The 21,856-nt window shown below is 72.3% G+C and carries 19 protein-coding genes and 2 pseudogenes; 16 read left to right on the top strand and 5 right to left on the bottom strand.

The features are described 5' to 3' along the window. Positions 1 to 213: 213 nt before the first annotated feature. A complete protein-coding gene (locus AB2U05_RS14035; protein ID WP_369183377.1) occupies positions 214 to 1,560 on the top strand; it encodes a dicarboxylate/amino acid:cation symporter in 1,347 nt (448 codons plus the stop codon). A 375-nt stretch (positions 1,561 to 1,935) separates the two neighbouring features. On the opposite strand, the gene AB2U05_RS14030 is transcribed toward AB2U05_RS14035, so the two are convergent. Further along, a complete protein-coding gene (locus AB2U05_RS14030; protein WP_045692393.1) occupies positions 1,936 to 2,139 on the bottom strand; it encodes a cold-shock protein in 204 nt (67 codons plus the stop codon). A gap of 577 nt (positions 2,140 to 2,716) precedes the next feature. Here AB2U05_RS14030 and AB2U05_RS14025 point away from each other — a divergent pair. The 7 genes and pseudogenes from AB2U05_RS14025 to AB2U05_RS13995 form a co-directional block, all read left to right on the top strand. Next, complete coding sequence (locus AB2U05_RS14025; RefSeq protein ID WP_045692441.1) at positions 2,717 to 3,586, top strand: menaquinone biosynthetic enzyme MqnA/MqnD family protein; 870 nt, start codon at positions 2,717 to 2,719, stop codon at positions 3,584 to 3,586. Positions 3,587 to 3,790: 204 nt separating this feature from the next. Next, positions 3,791 to 5,509 carry a serine/threonine-protein kinase gene (locus tag AB2U05_RS14020; RefSeq protein ID WP_369183376.1) on the top strand — a complete coding sequence of 573 codons (1,719 nt, stop codon included), beginning with the start codon at positions 3,791 to 3,793 and terminating at the stop codon, positions 5,507 to 5,509. A 209-nt stretch (positions 5,510 to 5,718) separates the two neighbouring features. Then, positions 5,719 to 6,930: a cyclic dehypoxanthinyl futalosine synthase gene (gene mqnC, locus AB2U05_RS14015; RefSeq protein WP_369185951.1), complete on the top strand. Its 1,212-nt coding sequence runs from the start codon at positions 5,719 to 5,721 to the stop codon at positions 6,928 to 6,930. An 88-nt stretch (positions 6,931 to 7,018) separates the two neighbouring features. Continuing rightward, positions 7,019 to 7,705: a hypothetical protein gene (locus AB2U05_RS14010; RefSeq protein ID WP_369183375.1), complete on the top strand. Its 687-nt coding sequence runs from the start codon at positions 7,019 to 7,021 to the stop codon at positions 7,703 to 7,705. A gap of 295 nt (positions 7,706 to 8,000) precedes the next feature. Next, positions 8,001 to 8,588 (top strand): hypothetical protein, encoded by a 588-nt coding sequence (locus AB2U05_RS14005; protein WP_045711477.1) that lies wholly within the window; start codon positions 8,001 to 8,003, stop codon positions 8,586 to 8,588. Positions 8,589 to 8,717: 129 nt separating this feature from the next. Continuing rightward, positions 8,718 to 9,413, top strand: a complete 696-nt coding sequence (locus tag AB2U05_RS14000; protein ID WP_045692397.1) for a demethylmenaquinone methyltransferase — start codon at positions 8,718 to 8,720, stop codon at positions 9,411 to 9,413. Positions 9,414 to 9,531: 118 nt separating this feature from the next. Continuing rightward, a pseudogene (locus AB2U05_RS13995) lies at positions 9,532 to 10,866 on the top strand (geranylgeranyl reductase family protein); the annotation flags it as partial. Between the two features lie 262 nt (positions 10,867 to 11,128). Here the strand turns inward: AB2U05_RS13995 and AB2U05_RS13990 are convergent. The 3 genes and pseudogenes from AB2U05_RS13990 to AB2U05_RS13980 form a co-directional block, all read right to left on the bottom strand. Next, positions 11,129 to 11,434 (bottom strand): annotated as a pseudogene (locus AB2U05_RS13990) (MazG-like family protein); the annotation flags it as partial. 103 nt (positions 11,435 to 11,537) lie between these two features. After that, a complete protein-coding gene (locus AB2U05_RS13985) occupies positions 11,538 to 12,248 on the bottom strand; it encodes a peptidylprolyl isomerase (RefSeq protein ID WP_045711476.1) in 711 nt (236 codons plus the stop codon). An 84-nt stretch (positions 12,249 to 12,332) separates the two neighbouring features. Continuing rightward, positions 12,333 to 13,040 (bottom strand): TetR/AcrR family transcriptional regulator, encoded by a 708-nt coding sequence (locus tag AB2U05_RS13980; RefSeq protein ID WP_369183374.1) that lies wholly within the window; start codon positions 13,038 to 13,040, stop codon positions 12,333 to 12,335. A gap of 265 nt (positions 13,041 to 13,305) precedes the next feature. Here AB2U05_RS13980 and AB2U05_RS13975 point away from each other — a divergent pair, with 265 nt between their 5' ends. Further along, positions 13,306 to 13,971, top strand: a complete 666-nt coding sequence (locus AB2U05_RS13975) for a CatB-related O-acetyltransferase (protein WP_208615390.1) — start codon at positions 13,306 to 13,308, stop codon at positions 13,969 to 13,971. 176 nt (positions 13,972 to 14,147) lie between these two features. Further along, on the top strand, positions 14,148 to 15,095 hold the full coding sequence (locus tag AB2U05_RS13970) for a DMT family transporter (protein ID WP_369183373.1): 948 nt from the start codon (positions 14,148 to 14,150) through the stop codon (positions 15,093 to 15,095). A gap of 58 nt (positions 15,096 to 15,153) precedes the next feature. On the opposite strand, the gene AB2U05_RS13965 is transcribed toward AB2U05_RS13970, so the two are convergent. Next, the gene (locus tag AB2U05_RS13965; protein ID WP_369183372.1) at positions 15,154 to 15,726 is read right to left on the bottom strand and encodes a hypothetical protein; all 573 of its coding nucleotides are present in this window, start codon (positions 15,724 to 15,726) and stop codon (positions 15,154 to 15,156) included. A 212-nt stretch (positions 15,727 to 15,938) separates the two neighbouring features. On the opposite strand from AB2U05_RS13965, the gene AB2U05_RS13960 reads away from it, so the two are divergent. The 6 genes from AB2U05_RS13960 to AB2U05_RS13935 all read left to right on the top strand — a co-directional run bounded on the left by AB2U05_RS13960 (position 15,939) and on the right by AB2U05_RS13935 (position 21,849). Then, complete coding sequence (locus AB2U05_RS13960) at positions 15,939 to 17,057, top strand: sensor histidine kinase (RefSeq protein ID WP_369183371.1); 1,119 nt, start codon at positions 15,939 to 15,941, stop codon at positions 17,055 to 17,057. Then, positions 17,054 to 17,749 carry a response regulator transcription factor gene (locus AB2U05_RS13955; RefSeq protein WP_045692400.1) on the top strand — a complete coding sequence of 232 codons (696 nt, stop codon included), beginning with the start codon at positions 17,054 to 17,056 and terminating at the stop codon, positions 17,747 to 17,749. Before AB2U05_RS13960 ends, AB2U05_RS13955 begins: the two co-directional genes overlap by 4 nt. Before the next feature lie 932 nt (positions 17,750 to 18,681). Further along, positions 18,682 to 19,041 (top strand): NADH-quinone oxidoreductase subunit A, encoded by a 360-nt coding sequence (locus AB2U05_RS13950; RefSeq protein WP_030060100.1) that lies wholly within the window; start codon positions 18,682 to 18,684, stop codon positions 19,039 to 19,041. A 146-nt stretch (positions 19,042 to 19,187) separates the two neighbouring features. After that, on the top strand, positions 19,188 to 19,742 hold the full coding sequence (locus AB2U05_RS13945; RefSeq protein WP_045703631.1) for an NADH-quinone oxidoreductase subunit B family protein: 555 nt from the start codon (positions 19,188 to 19,190) through the stop codon (positions 19,740 to 19,742). Continuing rightward, complete coding sequence (locus AB2U05_RS13940) at positions 19,739 to 20,452, top strand: NADH-quinone oxidoreductase subunit C (RefSeq protein ID WP_045703629.1); 714 nt, start codon at positions 19,739 to 19,741, stop codon at positions 20,450 to 20,452. Before AB2U05_RS13945 ends, AB2U05_RS13940 begins: the two co-directional genes overlap by 4 nt. After that, the gene (locus AB2U05_RS13935; protein WP_369183370.1) at positions 20,452 to 21,849 is read left to right on the top strand and encodes an NADH-quinone oxidoreductase subunit D; all 1,398 of its coding nucleotides are present in this window, start codon (positions 20,452 to 20,454) and stop codon (positions 21,847 to 21,849) included. The genes AB2U05_RS13940 and AB2U05_RS13935 overlap by 1 nt, the downstream gene beginning before the upstream one ends. The last annotated feature ends 7 nt before the right edge of the window (positions 21,850 to 21,856 follow it).

The following is a 21,856-nucleotide window of genomic DNA, read 5'->3' as shown; positions in this document are numbered from 1 at the left end:
CCGGCGCCGCCCGCCCGTGCGCTCTGACCGGTGCTGTGGACAGCCCGCGCCGTTGTCGCGCCATGAGCTGCACCGACCTCAGCTGTATCGGGGCGGCACGCCCCTGACCGGGGCCGCGACCCCTGCCGTCCGGCCGCCGCGCGCCGTGCCGCCGTCCCCACCCCCGCCCCACCCCCCGCCGTCAGCAACGCCCTCCCCCGGAGTCGCACCCCCATGTCCACAGCGCCCGAGGCGACCTCGTCGCCGTCCGTGCTCGCCCGCATCCGCAAGACGCCGTTCTGGGTGCAGATCGTCGCCGGCCTCGTGCTCGGCGTCGGCCTCGGCTACCTGGCCCGCGCCGCCGACATCTCCTGGCTGGCCACCACCCTGGAGACCATCGGCAAGATCTTCGTCCAGCTGCTCAAGCTGGCCGTCCCGCCGCTGGTGTTCACCGCGATCGTGGTGAGCGTCGCCAACCTGCGGGGCGTCACCAACGCGGCCCGCCTCGCCACCCGCACGCTGCTCTGGTTCATGCTCACCTCGCTGATCGCGGTCGGCATCGGCCTGGGCCTCGGCCTGCTCACCAACCCCGGCAAGGGCACCAACCTCAAGACCGAGGGCCTCAAGGCGCTCGACGACAAGGGCTCCTGGATCGACTTCCTGACCGGGATCTTCCCCACCAACATCGTCGACGCCTTCGCCAAGGTGAACGTGCTGCAGATCGTCTTCATGGCGGTCGTCGTCGGCGCCGCGATCATCAAGCTCGGCGCCAAGGCCGAGCCCGTCCTCAAGCTCAGCGAGTCCGTGCTCGAGCTCACCCAGACCGCCCTGTGGTGGGTCATCCGGCTCTCCCCGCTCGGCACCCTCGGCCTGATCGGCAAGTCCGTCGCCAAGTACGGCTGGGACCTGCTCAAGCCCTTCGCCACGCTGACCCTCGACATCTACGTCGGCTGCGCGCTGGTGCTGTTCGTCGTCTACTCGCTGGTCCTGCGCTTCGCCGCCGGCCTCAACCCGCTGCACTTCTTCAAGGGCGCCTGGCCCGCCATCCAGCTGGCCTTCGTCTCCCGCTCCTCGGTCGGCACCCTGCCGGTCACCCGCCGCGTCACCGAGCGCCTCGGCGTCCCGAGCGAGTACGCGTCCTTCTCCGTCCCGTTCGGGGCCACCACCAAGATGGACGGCTGCGCCGCGGTCTACCCGGCCGTCGCCGCGATCTTCGTCGCCCAGGTCTACAACATCGACCTCGGCATCAAGGACTACATCCTGATCGCCTTCGTCTCGGTCGTCGGCTCCGCCGCCACCGCGGGCCTCACCGGCGCGATCGTCATGCTGACGCTCACCCTGTCCACCCTGGGCCTGCCGCTGGAGGGCGTCGGCCTGCTGCTCGCCATCGACCCGATCCTGGACATGATGCGCACCGCCACGAACGTCGCCGGCCAGGTGGTCGTGCCGGTCGTGGTCGCGGCCCGGGAGCGGATCCTCGACGTCGCCGCGTACAACAACCCCTCGGGCGACCTGTACGAGGCCCCGGCCGGTGCCGTCGGTGCCGGAGCCTCCGGCGCCGCCGTCGCGAAGGCCGCCTGACGGACGGCTGATGTGCGCGCGGGAACGGCCGGACGGGCGTCCGGCGGCCGAAAACCGCCGGATGGCCGAAAAGCGAGGGGCTGTTTTTCGCTCGCCATGAGTGGGTGAGCGGAAGAATGGCCGAAAAGGCCCGGTCCCGAACCGATCATCGGTTCGGGACCGGGCCTTTTCGCGTGATTCCCCGACTTCCGACTCCCCGACACGTCGCTGCCGCGACATTGCGTTTCGTCGTTTCGTCGGCCGTTGGGGAAAAAGGCAGGGGGCCCGCCGATCGGCGGGCCCCCTTGGGTACTGCTCTTGTGCTCATGGTGGCGGCTGTCGGGAGCCGCCGGCGGACCCGTACAGGTCCCGAGCGATCAGAACACCAGAGGATGGTCAGACAGCGGTGACGTTCTCCGCCTGCGGGCCCTTCGGGCCCTGGGTGACGTCGAAGGTGACCGCCTGGTTCTCCTCCAGCGAACGGAAGCCGTTCGCGTTGATGGCGGAGTAGTGGACGAAGACGTCGGGGCCGCCGCCCTCCTGGGCGATGAAGCCGAAGCCCTTCTCAGCGTTGAACCACTTGACGGTTCCCGTGGCCATGCCGTTCTCCTTGCGATGCGTGTCGGGGGCCACACCGTGTGACACCCGGTCCGCTGCGCTGATCGCCCTGCCTTCGGACGAGTCCGAAGTTTTTCGATATTGCTGAAAAACTACAAAAAGCCCGCGGTTACATGCTCCGCAGGCTTCAAGTACTGCAAGGGGAATCAAACTGCAACTGAGGGCAACGCTAGCATGCGGCCGCTGTGACGACCAGGGGTGACTTGCGGCGCGGACGGCGCGTGTCGTAAGGCCTCCGGAGGGGTGCCGGGACGGCCGTGGGACGGGTGCGGCGAGGCCTCCGGGCCCGCCCGCCGCGAGCCCCCGAGCGCGTGTCGCGAGGCCCGCCGCCGGACCCCGCCGACCCCGGGCATACGCTGCTGAGTAGCCGTACGAACAGCAAGGGAGCGGCACAGTGGCAGCACCGGACGCGCACTCACCGGAGCACTCGGAGCCTTCCGAGCCCTCGAACCCCGCGAAGCCCTCGGACCCCTCGAAGCCCCCGGCGCCCTCGGACCCCTCGAAGCCCCCGGCGCCCTCGAACCCGGCGAAGCCCCCGGCGCCGGAACAGGACGCACCGATCAGGCCGCGCGTCGGCCACATCCAGTTCCTGAACTGCGTCCCCCTCTACTGGGGCCTCGCCAGGACCGGCAACCTGCTCGACCTGGACCTCACCAAGGACACCCCGGAGAAGCTGAGCGACCAACTCGTCGACGGCTCCCTCGACATCGGGCCGATCACCTGCGTGGAGTACCTGCGCAACGCCGACGACCTGCTCATCCTGCCCGACATCGCGGTCGGCAGCGACGGCCCGGTGATGTCCTGCCACATCGTGAGCAAGGTGCCGCTCGCCGACCTCGACGGCCGCCGGGTCGCCCTCGGCTCCACCAGCCGCACCTCCGTCCGGCTCGCCCGGCTGCTCCTGGAGGAACGCGAGGGCGTGCGCCCCGACTACTTCAGCTGCCCGCCCGAACTCGGCCAGATGCTCGCCGAGGCCGACGCCGCCGTCCTGATCGGCGACCCGGCCCTGCGCGCCCACCTCGGCCAGGCCGCCGAACTCGGCCTCACCGTGCACGACCTCGGCGCGATGTGGAAGGAGTGGACCGGCCTGCCGTTCGTCTTCGCCGTCTGGGCCGTGCGCCGCGAGTTCGCCGAACGCCGCCCCGAGCTGACCGCGGCCGTCCACCGGGCCTTCCTGGAGTCCCGCGACCTGTCGCTCGTCGAGGCGGCCAAGGTCGCCGAACAGGCCGCCCGCTGGGAGACCTTCGGGGCCGACGTGCTGGAGAAGTACTTCAGCGAGGCGCTCGACTTCTCGCTCGGCGAGCGGCAGCTCGCCGGGATCGCCGAGTTCGCCCGGCGGGTCGCGCACGACAGCGGGTTCGCGCCGGACGTGGCGGTGCGGCTGCTGGAACCGGTGGCGCTGCCGGTGAGCGCCGCGCCGGCGGTGTAGGCGGCCGGTCGCGCGCCCGGGCGTTCGCGCGCCCGGGCGTTCGGGTGTCGGGGCGTTCGTGCGCCCGGGCGTTCGGGTGTCGGGGCGGGCGCGAGGGAGGGCGGGCCCGGTACGGTCTGCTCCCGGAGCGGGTCCGCTCCCGGCGCGCCCGAGCGGCACGGCGACGGCGACCGCGCGGGCGCGGGGCGAGGGGAGCGTACGGGCATGCGGGCACTCGGGGCGGACGACCCGCGCCAGGTCGGCGCGTACCGGCTGCTGCGGCGGCTGGGCGCGGGCGGGATGGGCCGCGTCTACCTCGGCCGCACGGCCGGCGGGCGCACCGTCGCCGTCAAGGTGGTGCGCGGCGAACTCGCCGACGACGCCGAGTTCCGCGCCCGGTTCCGCCAGGAGGTGGCCGCCGCCCGGCGCGTCGGCGGCGCCTGGACCGCGCCCGTCCTCGATGCCGACACCGAGGGCGAGCAGCCCTGGGTCGCCACCGGCTACGTGGCCGGCCCCGCGCTCGGCACCGCCGTCCAGGACTTCGGGCCGCTGCCAGGACCCGCCGTGCGCGCCCTCGGCATCGGGCTCGCCGAGGCGCTGCAGCACGTCCACGGGCTCGGGCTGGTGCACCGGGACGTCAAGCCGTCCAACGTGCTGCTCACCCTGGCCGGGCCGCGGCTGATCGACTTCGGCATCGCCCGCGCACTCGACGCGAGCAGCGGCCTCACCCAGTCCGGGTACGTGGTCGGCTCACCCGGCTTCATGTCGCCCGAACAGGCGAACGGACAGACCGCGGGCCCGGCCGGCGACGTCTTCTCGCTCGGCGCCGTCCTCGCCTTCGCCGCCACCGGGGTCCACCCCTTCGGGGAGGGCGTCAGCGCGGCCGTCCTCCTCTACCGGGTGCTGCACGAGGAACCCGACGTCGCCGGGCTCACCGAGCCGCTGCGCGGGATCGTCCTGGCGTGCCTCGCGAAGGACCCGGCCGCCCGACCCACCCCGCGGCAGCTGCGGGACCGGCTCGACCCGGACGGCGGTGCCGCCGCCCGGCTCGGGCAGGGCGGGTGGCTGCCGCCCGCGCTGGCGGCGGCGGTGGGGCGCAGCGCGGTGGAGCTGCTGGACCTGGAGGGGGAGGAGCCGGGCGGTTCGGGGGGTTCCGGGGGGTTCGGGCCGGCGGAGCCCGCACTGGTGGAGCCCGTGCTGGTGGATCCGGGGCCGACGGATCCGGCGCCGGTGGTGTCGGACGTGCCGGCAGGCGCGGCGCCGGCGGGGGCGGAGCGGTCGCGGGCGGGCCGGTCGCGGACCGGGCGGAGGACCGCCGGGGCGGCGCTGGCGGTGGCGGTGCTCGCGGGCGGCGGGTACGGGCTGTACGCGGGGCTGCACCGGGACGAGCCGGTGGGGCCGGTCGGGCCGGTCGCTGATGCGACGGCGTCCGGGAGCCCGGGGGCCACCGGACCGTTGCCGGCGCCGTCCCCTCCTCCTACGGGTCCTACTGCGGGCACTGCCTCGGGCACCGCTTCGGCGGCGCCCGTGGCGTCCGGGACGGGTGGGCCGAGCGCGGTGCCGGCCGCGTTCCTCGGCACCTGGCGCGGGGAGATGGCCACCGAGAAGGGCCTGTCCGCCGGGACCACCACGGTCACCGTCCACCCCGGCGCGATCGGGCAGGAGAGCACCACCAGCCGCAACGCCCTCACCGGCCTGTTCTCGATCAGCTGCGAGGGCGCCTGGACGCTCAAGTCGGTTGCCGACGGCAAGCTGGTGTTCCAGTCCCGGCTGCTCCACTCCTCGATCCCCGGCGCCTGCACCAGCGGCTCCAACACGGAGACGCTCACCCTGCAGACCGACGGCACGATCCGCTTCAACTCCGCCGATCCGGCGGCCGGGAACCCGTCCGGCACGCTGCGCAAGGTGGACGGGACGGCGCCGGGCACGGGCGCGGCGGGCTGACGCGGGCGCCTGAAATCAGCTGGCGTAGGCTGGTTCGGCCGTACCCGGACGCCCCTTGTCCGGCCTCCGGCAGCGCTGGACGAGCAGCGGAAACGCACCAGCGGAGCGGGGACCGAGCAGTACCCGGGCAGCACCGGGGCAGTACCCGCGCAGCATCCGAGCAGCATCCGAGCAGTATCCGAGAGAGAGAAGGCCGACAGGTGACCGAGATCGCAGCGACCACCCTCGATGCGTCCAGCACCGACCTGCAGGCCGTGCTCGACCGCGCCGCCGCCGGCGGCCGGATCACCCCGGAGGAGGCGCTCGACCTCTACCGCTTCGCGCCGCTGCACGCGCTCGGCTCCGCCGCCGACGCGGTGCGCCGCCGCCGCTACGCCGGCACCGAGCACATCGCGACGTACATCATCGAGCGCAACATCAACTACACCAACGTGTGCGTGACGGCCTGCAAGTTCTGCGCCTTCTACGTGCCGCCGAAGAGCGACAAGGGCTGGTCCCGCGAACTCGACGAGATCCTGCGCCGCTGCGCCGAGACCGTCGAACTGGGCGGCACCCAGATCATGTTCCAGGGCGGCCACCACCCCGACTACGGCGTCGAGTACTACGAGCGCGCCTTCTCGGCGATCAAGGCCGACTTCCCGCAGCTGGTGATCCACTCCCTCGGCGCCTCCGAGGTCGAGCACATGGCCAAGATCTCGGGCGTCTCGATCGAGGAGGCCATCACCCGGATCCACCGGGCCGGCCTGGACTCCTTCGCCGGCGCCGGCGCCGAACTCCTCCCGGAGCGGCCGCGCAAGGCCATCGCCCCGCTGAAGGAGTCCGGCGAGCGCTGGCTGGAGATCATGGAGGCCGCGCACGGCCTCGGCGTCGAGTCCACCTCCACCATGCTGATGGGCACCGGCGAGACCAACGCCGAGCGGATCGAGCACCTGCGGATGATCCGCGACGTGCAGGACCGCACCGGCGGTTTCCGGGCGTTCATCCCGTACACCTACCAGCCGCAGAACAACCACCTGAAGGGCTCGACCCAGGCGACCGTCTTCGAGTACCTGCGGATGATCGCGATCGCCCGCCTGTTCCTCGACAACGTCGCCCACATCCAGGGCTCCTGGCTGACCACCGGCAAGGAGGCCGGCCAGCTGTCGCTGCACTACGGGGCGGACGACCTCGGATCCGTGATGCTGGAGGAGAACGTCGTCTCGGCGGCCGGCGCCAAGCACCGCTCCAACCTCACCGAGCTGATCCACCTCATCCGGGCCGCCGACCGCGTCCCGGCGCAGCGCTCCACCACGTACGAGCACCTGCGGGTGCTGGACGACCCGGCCAACGACCCGGTCGACCCGCGGGTCGCCTCGCACATCGCCTCCACGGCGATCGAGGGCGGCACCGCGCACCCCGAGCTGAAGATCCTGGACAACTGAGGCCGGTCGCTCCCCTGCCCACCCGGGGCTGCCGCGCCGGCCCCGGGGCCGGCCGTTCTCGTGACGACGTGTTGACCCCGGAGCTGATGTGTTGACCCTGCACCGGGCGGCGTTCGTGCTGCCCGACCCGGCCGACCCCGCCGCCCCGTCCCTCCCGGACGGGGCGGTGCTGGTGCGCGGCGAGTGGGTGGAGGCGGTCGGGCCGTACCCGGAGCTGGCGGCGGCCCACCCCGGCGCGCGGGTGCGCGACTGGGGCCCGGGCTCGCTGCTCGCGCCCGGGCTGCGCCACCCGTCCGGGCACCGGCTGCTCGAACGCGACTACCACCCCGACCCGCGGGAGGACGTCGGGGTCGAGCCGGTCGCGGACGGGCTGGTGGGCTGCGCCGACGAGGCGCGGTTCGGGGCGAGTGCGCGGCGCGGGCTGCAGCGGATGCTCGGGTACGGGGTGACGGCGGTGGCCGGGCCGTTCGAGCGGGCCGCGGTGCGGACGGCGGTGGCGCGGTCGGGGCTGGCGGTGCTGCCGTCGGCGGCCGGGGCGGTGGGGGCGCTGGACCCGTTGGCGGTGCTGCCGTTCGCGGAGGCCGTCCACGGGCGGGTGGCGGCCGGCGGGCGGGCGGACTTCGCGGTGTTCCCGGTGGTTCCGGTGTTCCCGGTGGTTCCGATGGTTTCGGTGGAGGGCGTGGTGGACGGCTCGGGGGAGGGGCGCCCCGGACCGGCGGCGGGCGGGTGCCTGGCCACCGTGCTGGGCGGGCGGCTGGTGTACCGGCGCCGGTGAGGCCCGGCCGCGGCGGGGGCCGTCCGGTGCGGGCCGGACCGCACGGGCCTTCCGGTGACGGTGTGACGTACTCGTCAGTAGTCGGATTCCCGTGTGGCGTACGGGACTTCCTTCGTGTGCACCCGAACTCCGGTGCCCTCGTAAGGGGGTGATTCCCCCTTCGCCGTGACCTGAAGGCCCGCCAGCGGATACGATCCCCGACAGCGCTCACTCCGTACCCTCACCACACCACCGTCCGTGCCCGCGGGCGGCGGGGCCACGTCCCAGGCCCCGAAGGCAAGCCAGGACAGGAACCATGCGAACCGCGATCGTTCCCCCGCCGCGCTCCCCGCGGATGGGCCGTGGTTGGTACCTCGCCGCCGTACTCAGCGCCGTGATGGCCCTCGGCATGTGCCTGCTCGGCTGGCGCCAGGCCGACCAGGCCGACCGGATCGAGGCCCACCCGGTGCGAGTCGAAGGCGTCGTCACCCAGCTCCCCACGGGGGGCGGCAGCTACAGCGCCGTCAGCTACCGGGCTGCCGGACAGCCGCACACCGCCGCCGCGCTGCCGCTCGCGGACGGCACCAAGCTCGGCGACACCATCTGCCTGGAGCACGCCGCCGACGACCCGGGCGCGGTGCGGATCTGCGGCGACACCTATCCGCAGCCGGTCGGCGTCGGGCTGGCCCGGTACAGCGTGCCGGTCGCCGTCGTGCTCTTCGTGATCTGCGTGCTGCGCATCCGGCGCCACCGGCGGGCCCTCGCCGTCCGCACCCGGCAGGGGCGGCTGGCCGCCAACCTCGCGCTGGCGACCGGGGCGCTGGCCGAGGGGATGCCGGCGATAACGCAGGGCAAGCGTTCCCGCCGGCGGCGGCGCGCGGGCGGGCGCCGCGGCCCGCGCTGAACGGGCGGGGCCTGCGGCACGGCGCGCGGCGCGGTGGTGGCGCGGCGGCGGCACGGTCGCGGCGCGTCGGCGGCGGCGTGGCCGGGGTGCGTGGTCGGTGAGCGGACGCCAGGGTGAACAATGGGGGGCGTGACCCGAGCCTCCCTGGACAAGAAGCCGCACGAAGTCGCCGCCATGTTCGACGACGTCGCGGCCAAGTACGACCGCACCAACGACGTGCTCTCCCTCGGCCAGGCCCGCTTCTGGCGCCGGGCCGTGGCCGAGGCGGTCGCCGCCGGACCGGGGGACCTCGTGCTCGACCTCGGGGCCGGCACCGGCACCTCCTCGCTGCCCTTCGCCGAGGCCGGGGCGCAGGTCGTCCCGTGCGACTTCTCGGTCGGCATGCTCGTCGAGGGCAAGCGCCGTCACCCCGAGCTGGCGCTCACCGCCGGCGACGCCACCCGGCTGCCCTTCGCGGACGACACCTTCGACTCGGTGACGATCTCCTTCGCCCTGCGCAACGTCCACGACACCGACGCGGCGCTGCGCGAGATGCACCGGGTCACCAAGCCCGGCGGCAAGCTGGTGATCTGCGAGTTCTCCACCCCGACCTGGACGCCCTTCCGCACGGTCTACACCGAGTACCTGATGCGTGCCCTGCCGCCGGTGGCCACCGCCGTCAGCAGCAGCCCCGACGCGTACGTCTACCTCGCCGAGTCCATCCGGGCCTGGCCCGACCAGCCCGCGCTGGCCGGCCGGATGCAGGAGAGCGGCTGGTCCAAGGTCGCCTGGCGGAACCTGACCGGTGGCATCGTCGCGCTGCACCGGGGGTACAAGCTCGCGTAGCGGCTGTGCTGTGCTGTGCTGAAAGGCGTCCGCACGGGTGGGGCGGGGGCGTTCCCGGCGGCGTGAGCGGAACTAGACTGCCGGGGACGAAGCCGCCGTCCCCCTCCCCCCGACCCCGTCGCAGCTCCAGGAGTGTGTCCACGTGTCCGAGACCGCAGCCGATCTGACGAAGCCGGAGAGCACGGTCGAGAGCACCGCCGACGTCATCGTGGTGGGCGCGGGCCCGGCCGGTTCCACCACCGCCTACTACCTGGCCCAGGCCGGGCTGGACGTGCTGCTGCTGGAGAAGACCGCCTTCCCGCGCGAGAAGGTCTGCGGCGACGGCCTGACCCCGCGCGCCACCAAGCAGCTGGTCGACATGGGCATCGACGTCTCCACCGAGAACGGCTGGCTGCACAACCGCGGCCTGCGCATCATCGGCGGCGGCGTCCGGCTGGAACTCGACTGGCCCGAGCTGTCCTCCTTCCCCGACTACGGGCTGGTCCGCAAGCGCGCCGACTTCGACGAACTGCTCGCCCGCCAGGCCGAGAAGGCCGGCGCCCGGCTCTACGAGCGGTGCAACGTCAGCGGGCCCGTCCTCGACGACCGCACCGGGCGGATCGTCGGCGTCACCGCCAAGCTCGGCGACGAGAAGCGGCCGGTCACCTTCCGCGCCCCGCTCGTCGTCGCCGCGGACGGCAACTCCACCCGGCTCTCGCTCGCCATGGGCCTGCACCGCCGCGAGGACCGCCCCATGGGCGTCGCCTACCGGACGTACTTCACCTCGCCGCGGCACGACGACGACTACCTCGAGTCCTGGCTGGAACTCTGGGACACCCGCGACGGCCAGCGCAAGCTGCTGCCCGGGTACGGGTGGGTCTTCGGCATGGGCGACGGCACCTCCAACGTCGGCCTCGGCATCCTCAACTCCTCGCCCGCCTTCGGCGAGCTCGACTGGCGCGAGGTGCTGAAGGCCTGGTGCGCCGGCATGCCCGAGGAATGGGGCTACACCCCCGAGAACATGACCGAGCCGATCCGCGGCGCCGCCCTACCGATGGCCTTCAACCGGCAGCCGCACTACACCCGCGGGCTGCTGCTCGTCGGCGACGCCGGCGGCATGGTCAACCCGTTCAACGGCGAAGGCATCGCCTACGCGATGGAATCCGGACAGCTCGTCGCCGGGGTCATCGTGCAGGCACTCGCCCGGGTGACCGCCACCGGACGCGAGCGTGCCCTCCACGCGTACCCGCGCGTCCTCAAGGACACCTACGGCGGCTACTACACGCTCGGCCGCGCCTTCGTGAAGCTCATCGGCAACCCGAAGGTGATGCAGCTCGCCGCCCAGCGCGGCCTCACCCACCCGCTGCTGATGCGCTTCACGCTCAAGCTGCTCGCCAACCTCCGCGACCCGCAGGGCGGCGACGTGATGGACCGCGTCATCAACGGCCTCACGAAGGTCGCGCCGAACTCCTGAGGCATCGCGCCGGATGCTTGGCCTCGGGGCCTCGGGGCCTCGGGGCCTCGGGGCCTCGGGGCCTCGGGGCCTCGGGGCCGCGGGGCCGCGGGGCGTCGGGGCGTCGGGGCCTCGGGGCGCCTGGTGTGTGTCAGGGCGTGGGGGCGGTGGTGCTCCGGGGCGTGTTGCTGGTGCTGTTGGTGTGGGTGTCGCCGTTGAGTGCTTCGCCGTCGCCATCTTCGCCGTCTTCGTCGCTGGGGGCGTCGTCGCCGCGGGAGGCGGCTGAGCGCTGCTCCACGTAGGCGAGGCGTTCGGCGAAGACCCGGGACGCGTCCGGGGTGAGCGTCCTGAGCGCGACGAGTGCGGTGAAGACGACGTCGCACAGCTCGTGCTGGACGTCCTCCCAGGTGTGGGTGACACCCTTGCGCGGGTTCTGACCGGTGGCCCCGATCACGGCTGCGCCGACCTCGCCGACCTCCTCGGAGAGCTTGAGGAGCCGCAGCAGACGCTCCTCCTGGGGCGACTGCGTGCTCTCCTCGTCGAGCCATGCGACCAGGTGGTCGACGCTCTCCCAGATCCGGCTGTCCATGCGGCGCTGCTCCCGTGCGGTGTGGTCGGTGCCTGCTGCCACCGTACGGGAGCGGCGACGCTCGATCGGGTCCAGTGGGCGAGGGGCGGTCCTTCCTGTCCGATCAGTTGGTGCTGATCTTCACGTGGCGGATGTTCACCGGGAGGTTGGGGAAGCCGTCGCCGGGGTTGTTCTGGTCGTCCTCGCCGCCGGCGGCGATCTTCTGCAGGACGTCCAGGCCCTCCGTGACCCGGCCGAACGGGGTGTAGGCGGGAGAGAGCTTGGTGTCCTTCCAGACGAAGAAGAACTGACTGCCGTTGGTGTTCGGGCCGGCGTTGGCCATGGCGACCGTTCCGGCCGGGTAGGTGGCGCCGGTCAGGTTCTCATCTGGGAACGAGTAGCCGGGGCCGCCGCTGCCCGTCCCGGTCGGGTCCCCGCACTGCAGGACGTAGATCCGCTGGGTGGTGAGGCGGTGGCAGTGGCTGCGGTCGAAGTAGTCGTTCTCGGCAAGGAAGCGGAAGGAGAAGGTGGTGCAGGGCGCCTTGTCGGTCAGCGCCTCGAAGGTGATCCGGCCCTGGCTGGTCCGCAGCGTCGCGCGGTACGGCTCCGCTGCCTCCTCGGGGTCGAAGACGGGGATGCCCTTGAAGTTGTCGGCCGGCACGGCGGGCGTGTAGGTGCAGGCGGCAGCAGCGGTCGCGGGCCGGGGTGCGGCGTCCGCGACGGCGGTGCCGGTGCTCGCGACGAGCGGCAGGACGGTGGCGGCGGCGACCAGAGCCCAGTGCTTGCGCTTCACGTGACGGGCCTTCCGTGGGGTGGTGGACGGCTGGATTGTCATGGAGGAATCATCCACGGCGGGGTGGGCGTCCGATAGAGGGCGGGGCGGTGGCGCTTCCGTCGGCCGACCGGTGCCGATGGTCGGTCAGTTGTCGTTCGGGGTCATCGATTTCCGTTGGGTGGTGGGGGCTTCGGGCGTCGAGGCGGGTTCGGCGCCCGGGTCGGGTCCGGGCCCGGACTCGGGGCCGGGTCCGGGGCTGGGCTCGGGGCCGGGTCCGGGGCTGGGCTCGGGCTTCGGGCTCGGGTTGAACAGGCCGGCTCGGGCGGCCAGGGCGGCGGCGTCGGCAGCCCGCTCGGCTGTGCGGGCGTCCAGCGGTTCGCCGGTGACGAACAGGCGGTAGTAGAGCGGCGCGGTGGCGGCCCGCACCACTTCCGCGCCATCCGTCTCTGCGGGCAACTCCCCCCGGGCGACGGCCCGTTCGGCCACCTTTGCGGCCTGGTGGTGGCGGGCCGCGAAGAACGCGCGCAGGGCGGCGGCGCCGGTGTCCGAGCGCTGGGCGGCGGCGATCAGCGCGATCGGAGTGGGGGCCTGGTCCGGGTCGGTGAAGACGGCATGCACCTCCTGCGTAATGCGGCGGAGATCCTCCTGGAGGTCTCCGGTGTCGGGTAGCGGCCAGGCCTGGTCGGCTGACGCGGTCAAGGCCTCCGCGACCAAGCCGTCCACTCCGCCCCAGCGTCGGTAGAGCGTCGCCTTGTGGACCCCGGAACGGGTGGCGACCGCTTCGACGGTGAGGCCGTCGTAGCCCTTCTCGGTGACCTCGGCGAGCGTGGCGGCGACCACGTCCGCCCGCACGCGGGAGCTGCGCCCGCCGGGCCGTGGCGTCGGCGTGCGGGGTCGATCGGGGGCCGCGGCGCGGGGGCGCCCGGATCGCTCGGCTCCCGGGTGGCTCGCCGGTTCGTCGAGCGGCAGGCCGGCCCGCGGGCCGGCCGAGTGGTCGCGCTCGGGGTGTGGGGCTGCATGCAAAGTCGACTCCAGTCGCATTAGTGCTTGCCGTGAAGGCGGCAACCTGCCATGATCATCGTAATGCGACGCCAGTCGCATTACGAGAGGAGTCCGCTTGTCCGCCACCTCCATCCCCGATCCCACCGCCCTTCACCCGCTCACCGGCCACGACCGAGTGGTCCTGCTGCGCCCGCTCGTGACCGACCCCCGGATCGAGGTCGGCGAGTACACCTACTTCGACGACCCGGACGGAGCCACCCGCTTCGAGGAGCGCAACGTCCTCTACGCCTACGGGCCCGAGCGGCTGGTGATCGGCAAGTACTGCGCCATCGCCACCGGGACCCGGTTCCTGATGGCCGGTGCCGCCCACCCGGCCATCGGCGTCTCCACCTTTCCCTTCACCATGTTCGGCGGCGCCTGGACCGAGCGGACCCTCGACATCGTCACCGGCCTCCCCAGCCGAGGGGACACCGTGATCGGCAACGACGTCTGGTTCGGCTTCGGCGCCACCGTCCTTCCCGGCGTCCGGATCGGCGACGGAGCGATCATCGCGGCCGGAGCGATGGTCACCGCAGACGTCGAGCCCTACACCGTCGTCGGCGGCAACCCCGCCCGCCCGATCCGCCGCCGCTTCGACGACCCCGACACCGAGCGCCTGCTTCGCTCGGCGTGGTGGGACTGGCCCGTCGAACTCGTCACCGAGCACGTCCGCACCGTCATGTCCGGCACGCCGGCCGAGATCGAGGCGATCGCCGCTGCGAACGGTCTGCTCGCTGCCTGACCCTCAGCGAGCCGAGCCGGGCATTGCCCGCCGGCGGGCCGATACGCGAGGATGGCGCACCCCTGCCCCACGCCCCGCCCTGTTCACCACTGGGCCTGCCGCCCAGCACCTGGGTCCGTCCGACGCCGTACGGTACTCGCGCCCGCCGGTTCCGTCCGCTCGGAGGGTTCTTCCTCATGCGTGCCTCCCTGTCCGTGTCCTCGTCCTCATCGATGCTCCGCGACCTACCGGTCCTGCTCGTGGCAGTCGTGTGGGGGTCGAGCTTCCTCGCCGTCCAACGAGTGGCCGAGCCGAGGACGGCCGTGGCCATGCTCGTCCTGCGGTTCGGGCTGGTGCTCCCCCTGCTCGGAGCGGTCGCCTGGCGGTCGCTGCGAAGGCTGAGCCGCGCCGAGTGGCTCGGCGGTGCCGCCCTCGGGCTGGTGCTCAGCGGGATCTTCCTGCTCGAGACCTACGGCGCCGTGCACACCTCCGCCACCAACGCGGGGCTCATCATCAGCCTCGCGATGGTGCTCACCCCGCTCGGCGAGAGCGCACTCGCCCGAACCGCGCCACCGCGAGCCTTCCTCGCGGCAGCCGGGCTCGCCGTCGCCGGCGTCGCCCTGCTCACCGGGGACGGCGGGCTGCGCCCTCCCACGCTCGGCGACCTCCTCGTCCTGGGCGCCGCCCTGGTCCGTTCGGCGTACGTCCTCGGCACCGCGCGCACGCGCGCCGTCCGCGACACCGACACGCTCGCCATCACCTGGATCCAACTCACCGTCGCCACCTCCGTGTTCGCCGTCGTTGCGCTGTCCGTGGGCCCCTCGCCCTGGGCCGTCGCCCGCTCGTACGGGGCCGGCCAGTGGGCCTGGCTGCTGCACCTGTCCTTGTTCTGCACGCTCTTCGCCTTCTTCGTTCAGACGTGGGCCGTCCGGGAGAGCTCACCGTCCCGGGTGAGCCTGCTGCTCGGCACCGAACCGCTGTGGGCCGCCGTCTTCGGCATCACCATCGCCGGGAACCGGATGGGCCCGCTCGCACTGCTCGGGGGAGCCCTGGTCCTGGTGGCGACGGAGTGGGGCCGCCGCACTGCCCCGACCCTCGAGCGCCATGAGGCGTCCGAGCCGGTGCCGGAGTCCGTCCCGGCCTGACCCGCGGTCCTCGTCACTGCGGTCCTCGTCACCGTGGCCGTCATCACCGCGGCCGTCGTCACCGGCGCCGCAGGGTACGGCGCGCGAAGTCGACGGTGACCGCCCCGAGCAGCGGCCCCCACGCGACCAGCGGCAGGTAGGCGAGGGTCATCACCGCAGCGGCAAAGCCCTGAGGCGAGTCCGGGTCTGCCATGTCCCGCGCCCATCCCCCGAACAGTGCGGACATGCCCGTCCAGGTGAGCACCACCGAGCCCAGTGCGGCCGGGACGATCGCGGCGAGCGGGCGGACCCTCCGGCCGCCGATCAGCGGTATCCACCGGGGCGCCACCTGCCCCCACGGCCGGACCAGGCCGACGGTCAGGAAGGCCAGCGACTCGGCCACGGCGCTCAGCACGATCACGTAGACGGTGCCCCAGCCCGGCTGGTGCTCGGCGAACGCCGCGCCCGTGGCTCCCGTGAAGCCGACCGGAACACCGAAGCCGAACGCGATCCGCCACACCCCCGAGGGCACGGTCGTCCACAGGGTGGCCCTGGCGGCCAGTTCGGCCCAGCGGGGCGCGGGCGGCACGCCGGTGGTGACGGCCGCGGCGGGCCGGTCGCCGACACGGGACTTGAGCATGATCTTCGACATGGCGGTGAACCCCTCCTCGAACCGGCGCCCTTGGCCGGCTGCGATGACCCAAGACTGACCGCACTCCAGGGGTTCGCGGCAGTGCCGATCGGGCTGTTCCTCCAGCTCAACAGGCCGATGAAATATGCCGATCGGCACAAGCGCGCCACCTGGGCGGCGTCGTAATGTGACGGCAGTCGAAGAGACGAACACGCGGAAAGGAGGCGGTGACGGTGACTCAACTCCTGTCGGGAGTCGTCCTGGTCCTGCTGCTGCCGGCCTGGGCGGCACGGCGGCGGTACGGAGCGGCGGCCGTGACCACCGCACTCGGGGCGGTGTCGGTGGCCGTCACCGCCGGTGTCTGGATCCTCGGCCGCTGGACCGAGGAGGATCGCTGGCCTGGCCTGCTCGGCCTGGTCGAACTGGCCGCCCTGCTCCTGGCGGTGATCTTGAGCCTGCGCTCCGAGGACGGCCCGCGCTGCGCGGCGGCGGCCTGGACGGCCTGTGGAGCGGTCACGCTGTGGCTGTCCCGCTTCGAGGCGATCGCCGGGCCCGGCGACACCCTCACCCTCTTCGGATTCGGGTCGATGCTCTCCCTCCCCGCCGTCCTGGTCGGCCTTTACCTGCGGGGCGTGGATGAGGCCCGCAACCGCGCGGTGGCCGAGGCGAAGCGGACCCAGCGTCTGGAACTCGCCCATGACCTGCACGACTTCGTGGCACACGACGTGAGCGGCATGGTCGCGCAGGCGCAGGCCGGGGCCTACCTGGCCGCGATCGATCCGGCGCGGGCGGTGGAGATGTTCGAGCGGATAGAGCAGGCCGGCCAGCGGGCCCTGGCCTCGCTGGACCGGACGGTGCAGCTGCTGCGCTCCGAGGACGGCGGTGGCCGGGACCCGCAGCCCGGATTGGCCGAACTCATCGAGGTGGCCGAGCAGTTCACCGCATCGGGAGGTGCGGACGTTCGGCTGGAGCTACCGGACCAGACCGTCCCGCGTGAGGTGGAGGGCACGGTCCACCGGATCGTCGTCGAGGCTCTGACCAACGTCAGGCGGCACGCGGCGGCAGCGCGCACGGTCGAGATCCAGGCCCGCTGTACGGGCGGATGGCTGGAGCTGACCGTGATCAACGACGGTCGGGGCCAGACTTCGGCCCGGCCGCGTCGAGGCGGTGGGAGCGGACTGCCGGGGCTGACCGCCCGGGTGGAAGCCCTCGGAGGATCACTCGATGCGGGTCCGCACGGACAGGACTCCTGGCGGGTGGCAGCATCGCTGCCCGTGGAGGGAGCCCACCGTGGGCAGGAGCGGTCGGTGCAGAAGCAGGGCCAGGCCGTGAGAGGGGTGATTCACGTATGAGCAGCAAGGCGGGGCCGATCCGCATCCTGATCGCCGACGACCAGGCGGATGTCCGCAGCGCGTTCCGCATGGTTCTGGACGCCCAGCCGGACATGACGGTGGTGGCGGAGGCGCCGGACGGTGCGCTCGCGGTGCAGGAGGCGCGGCGGCTGAAGCCGGATGTGGTCATTGCGGACATCCGGATGCCGAAGCTCGACGGCCTTGAGGTGACGCGGCAGTTGGAGGGCCAGTGCAAGGTCGTCGTGGTGACGACCTTCGACCTGGACGAGTACGTGCACACGGCCCTGCGGCACGGTGCGGCGGGATTCCTGCTGAAGCGCTCGGGCCCGGTGCTGCTGATCGAGGCGGTCCGGGCGGCGATGGCCGGGGACGCGTTGATCAGCCCCCAGGTCACGGTGCGGCTGCTGCGGCACATGGCGGTCACCGAACCGGATGTACGGCCCGTGCCCGATGCCGGGCCGGGTGTGGCCGGGCCGTTGATAGCCGGCCCGGCGGAGGAACTGACTGCGAGGGAAAGGGAGATTGCTGAGCTGGTGGCCGATGGCGCGACCAACGCAGAGATCGGCGCCGGGCTGTTCATCTCACCGGGGACGGTGAAGAACCACCTCGCCAACGTCCAGCGCAAGCTCGGTGCCCGTAACCGGGTGGGCATCGCGGCCTGGGTGTGGGAGCAGGCGGCCGGTAACCGGTGACCGGCCCCTGGCCCGAAGTGGCGAGGGCGGATCGGAGACAGGGCCCGCAGGAGGGCGACGCGCGGAAGGGAAAGGGAGGCAGGGCCAAGGGTGATGGCGGGCCCGGGGATCGGGCCGGGGATTGAGGACCGCGCGAGAAAGGGTGGTCTGCCCAGAAGGAGGTCGGGCCGGGGCCAAGGTAGCCCCTCGCCGAAGGGCCATGGGTGGGCGGGCACGAGGGCGTGCGGGTCCGCGCGAGCGCAAGATCGCGGAGGCGCGGAGGAGTAGGTGCACGGGAAGTGCACGGGCACTGCGCGGGAGCGCAGGCGTGAGCGCGCGGGTAGACGGGTGCGCGGGTGGTGGGTGGGTGGTGGGCGGGCGCGCGATGCCCCCTGTGCTGGGACCGGCCGGCCCAGCCTGGGCGAAGGCTCGCGCGGGCGGCGGGCGGCGGGCGGCGGGCGGCGGGCGGCGGGCGGCGGGCGGGTGGGGGAGGGGGAGGGGGAAAGGAAACCCCTGCGCGCGCTCGCGCGCTTGTGAACGAAGGGTCAAGCGCACGTTCCCACCCCCACCACCCCTCAGAGTGAGCCTCCATATCACGTCAACATGGCGCCCAGAAATTTGCCTACAGCGGAGCATAGTTGATATAGAAGCGCGCCATCGATCGGCCGCTTCCACAGTAATTGCGACCGCATGTGATCATTTAGCTCCCCTGTGTTGACGCTTCTGGGCATGTCCACCTCCAATCCCATCGCCGGAGTGTCATAGATCACAAAGAAGGCGATGAACTGCGTGTCGCAGATCACAAGCCAACAGGCATAGGATGCGCTCACTCCAGGCCTTGTGAACTGCCTCACATGGGGCGGATCCCGGGAACTGGAGGGCGGGTTCACCTCAGCGTGACCCGCCGGTTCCGATCTGCAGTCAAGGACGACTGGACGGAGGGAGCGGGGGCTATGAATGCCTACGCGCCGATCCTCGTACTCGGTGCCATCGCGGCGGCGTTCGCGGTCGGCTCCGTCGTGATGGCCTCGCTCACCGGCCCCAAGCGCTACAACCGGGCCAAGTTGGAGGCGTACGAGTGCGGCATCGAGCCGACCCCGCAGCCCGTGGGCGGCGGTCGGTTCCCGATCAAGTACTACCTGACGGCGATGCTCTTCATCGTCTTCGACATCGAGATCGTCTTCCTCTACCCCTGGGCGGTGACCTTCGACGCCCTGGGGATCTTCGGGTTGGTCGAGATGCTCCTGTTCATCGCCACCGTCTTCGTCGCCTACGCCTACGTGTGGCGCCGCGGCGGCCTGGAGTGGGACTGAGCGCGGGGCCGGCCGCAGCCCTTGTGAACGAGCGGACAAGCCCGAACGGGCCGACGTACCAGGGCCGGTGAACCGGGCCCGAGAACCCGCGCCCGAGGTACCGGGGCCGGTGAACCAGAGGACTTGAGGGCACTGAGAGGGATCTGATGGGAATCGAGGAGAAGCTGCCGAGCGGCTTTCTGCTCACGACCGTGGAGTCGGTCGCCGGCTGGGTGCGTAAGGCGTCCGTCTTCCCGGCCACCTTCGGTCTGGCCTGCTGCGCGATCGAGATGATGACCACCGGCGCCGGGCGCTACGACCTGGCCCGGTTCGGGATGGAGGTCTTCCGGGCCTCCCCCCGACAGGCCGATCTGATGATCGTGGCGGGCCGGGTGAGTCAGAAGATGGCCCCGGTGCTGCGCCAGGTGTACGACCAGATGCCCAACCCCAAGTGGGTCATCTCGATGGGCGTCTGCGCCTCCTCCGGCGGGATGTTCAACAACTACGCGATCGTGCAGGGCGTCGACCACATCGTCCCGGTGGACATCTACCTGCCCGGCTGCCCGCCCCGCCCGGAGATGCTGATGGACGCCATCCTGAAGCTGCACGACAAGATCCAGCACGAGCCGCTGGGCGTGAACCGCCGCCGCGCCGAGGAGCTCGGCGAGGCCCTCGCACTGCAGGCCACCCCGATCAGCGAGATGCGGGGGCAGCTGCGATGAACGAGCAGGTACCCGAGACCCGCCGCGAGCGCCCGGTCCGCGAGATCCCGGTCGAGGTGGTCGGCCGCCGCCAGGGCATGTTCGGCACCACGGGCAGCGGCGACACCTCCGGCTTCGGCGGCCTGGCCGCCCCGATCGTGCTGCCCGGCCCGAGCGAACGCCCGTACGGCGGCTGGTTCGACGAGCTCGCCGACGAGCTGGAGGGCGCCCTGGAGGAGCAGGGCCTGGACCCGGCCGAGGTGATCGAGCGGACCGTCGTCGACCGCGGCGAGCTGACCTTCCACATCGACCGCGCCCACCTCCTGCGGACCGTCCGCATCCTGCGCGACGACCCGGCCCTGCGCTTCGAACTGTGCCTGGGCGTCAGCGGCGTGCACTACCCGGGCGACCGGGGCCGCGAGCTGCACGCGGTCTACCACCTGCGCTCGATCACCCACGGCCGGCTGATCCGGCTGGAGGTCACCGCGCCGGACGCCGACCCGCACGTCCCGTCGGTGGTGAGCGTCTACCCGACCAACGACTGGCACGAGCGCGAGGTCTACGACTTCTTCGGCCTGGTCTTCGACGGCCACCCGGCGCTCACCCGGATCATGATGCCGGACGACTGGCTGGGCCACCCGCAGCGCAAGGACTACCCGCTCGGCGGCATCCCCGTCGAGTACAAGGGCGCCCGGATCCCGGCTCCCGATCAGCGGAGGTCGTACAGCTGATGAGTACTCAGCACCACGAGAGGGCCGGCGCAGGAGCCGGCGACCGGGCCGATGACCGGGCCGGCGAGGAAGCCCGGGAGGCGCACCGGGCGCAGTCCCGCGAGACCACCGAGGGCCGGGTCTTCACCGTCACCGGCGGCGACTGGGGCGAGGTGGTCGAGGCGGTCGGCCGGGCCGACGACGAGCGCATCGTCGTCAACATGGGCCCGCAGCACCCGTCCACCCACGGCGTGCTGCGGCTGATCCTGGAGATCGACGGCGAGACGGTGAAGGAGGCCCGCTGCGGCATCGGCTACCTGCACACCGGCATCGAGAAGAGCATGGAGTTCCGCAACTGGGTCCAGGGCACCACCTTCGTGACCCGCATGGACTACGTGATCCCGATGTTCAACGAGACCGCCTACTGCCTGGCGGTCGAGAAGCTGCTCGGCATCACCGACGACGTCCCGGAGCGGGCGAGCGTCATCCGCGTGATGATGATGGAGCTCAACCGGATCACCTCCCACCTGGTGTTCCTGGCCACCGGCGGCATGGAGATCGGCTCCACCACCCTGGCGATCTTCGGGTTCCGGGACCGCGAGCTGATCCTGGACGTCTTCGAGCTGATCACCGGCCTGCGGATGAACCACGCGTACATCCGCCCGGGCGGCCTCGCCCAGGACCTGCCGCCCGGCGCCGTCGACCAGGTCCGCGAGGCGGTGAAGCTGCTGCGCTCCCGGCTGCACGAGTACGACAAACTGGCCGCCGGGAACCCGGTGTTCAAGGCCCGCCTGTGCGACGTCGGCCACCTCGACCTCGCCGGCTGCCTGGCGCTCGGCGCGACCGGCCCGATCCTGCGCGCCACCGGCCTGCCGCACGACCTGCGCAAGACCGACCCCTACTGCGGGTACGAGGACTACGACTTCGAGGTCATGACCACGGACACCGCCGACTCCTACGGCCGCTTCCTGATCCGGCTGAAGGAGATGCGGGAGTCGCTGCGGATCGTCGAGCAGTGCCTGGACCGGCTGCGCCCCGGCCCGGTGATGGTGGCCGACAAGAAGATCGCCTGGCCGGCCCAGCTCGCGGTCGGCCCGGACGGCATGGGCAACTCGCTCGACCACATCCGCACGATCATGGGCACCTCGATGGAGGCCCTGATCCACCACTTCAAGCTGGTCACCGAGGGCTTCCGGGTCCCGGTGGGCCAGGCGTACGCGGCGGTCGAGTCGCCCAAGGGCGAGCTGGGCGTGCACGTGGTCAGCGACGGCGGGACGCGCCCGTACCGGGTCCACTTCCGGGATCCGTCGTTCACCAATCTGCAGTCGATGGCGGCGATGTGCGAGGGCGGCCAGGTGGCCGACGTGATCGTCGCGGTGGCCGGGATCGACCCGGTGATGGGAGGCGTGGACCGGTGACCAACGT

This window comes from Streptomyces sp. Y1 (assembly GCF_041053115.1).
In the GTDB taxonomy this organism is placed as follows: Bacteria; Actinomycetota; Actinomycetes; order Streptomycetales; family Streptomycetaceae; genus Kitasatospora; species Kitasatospora rubellomurina.
Note: the sequence above shows the minus strand (reverse complement) of the source record. Positions and strands in the feature narration are given on the sequence as shown.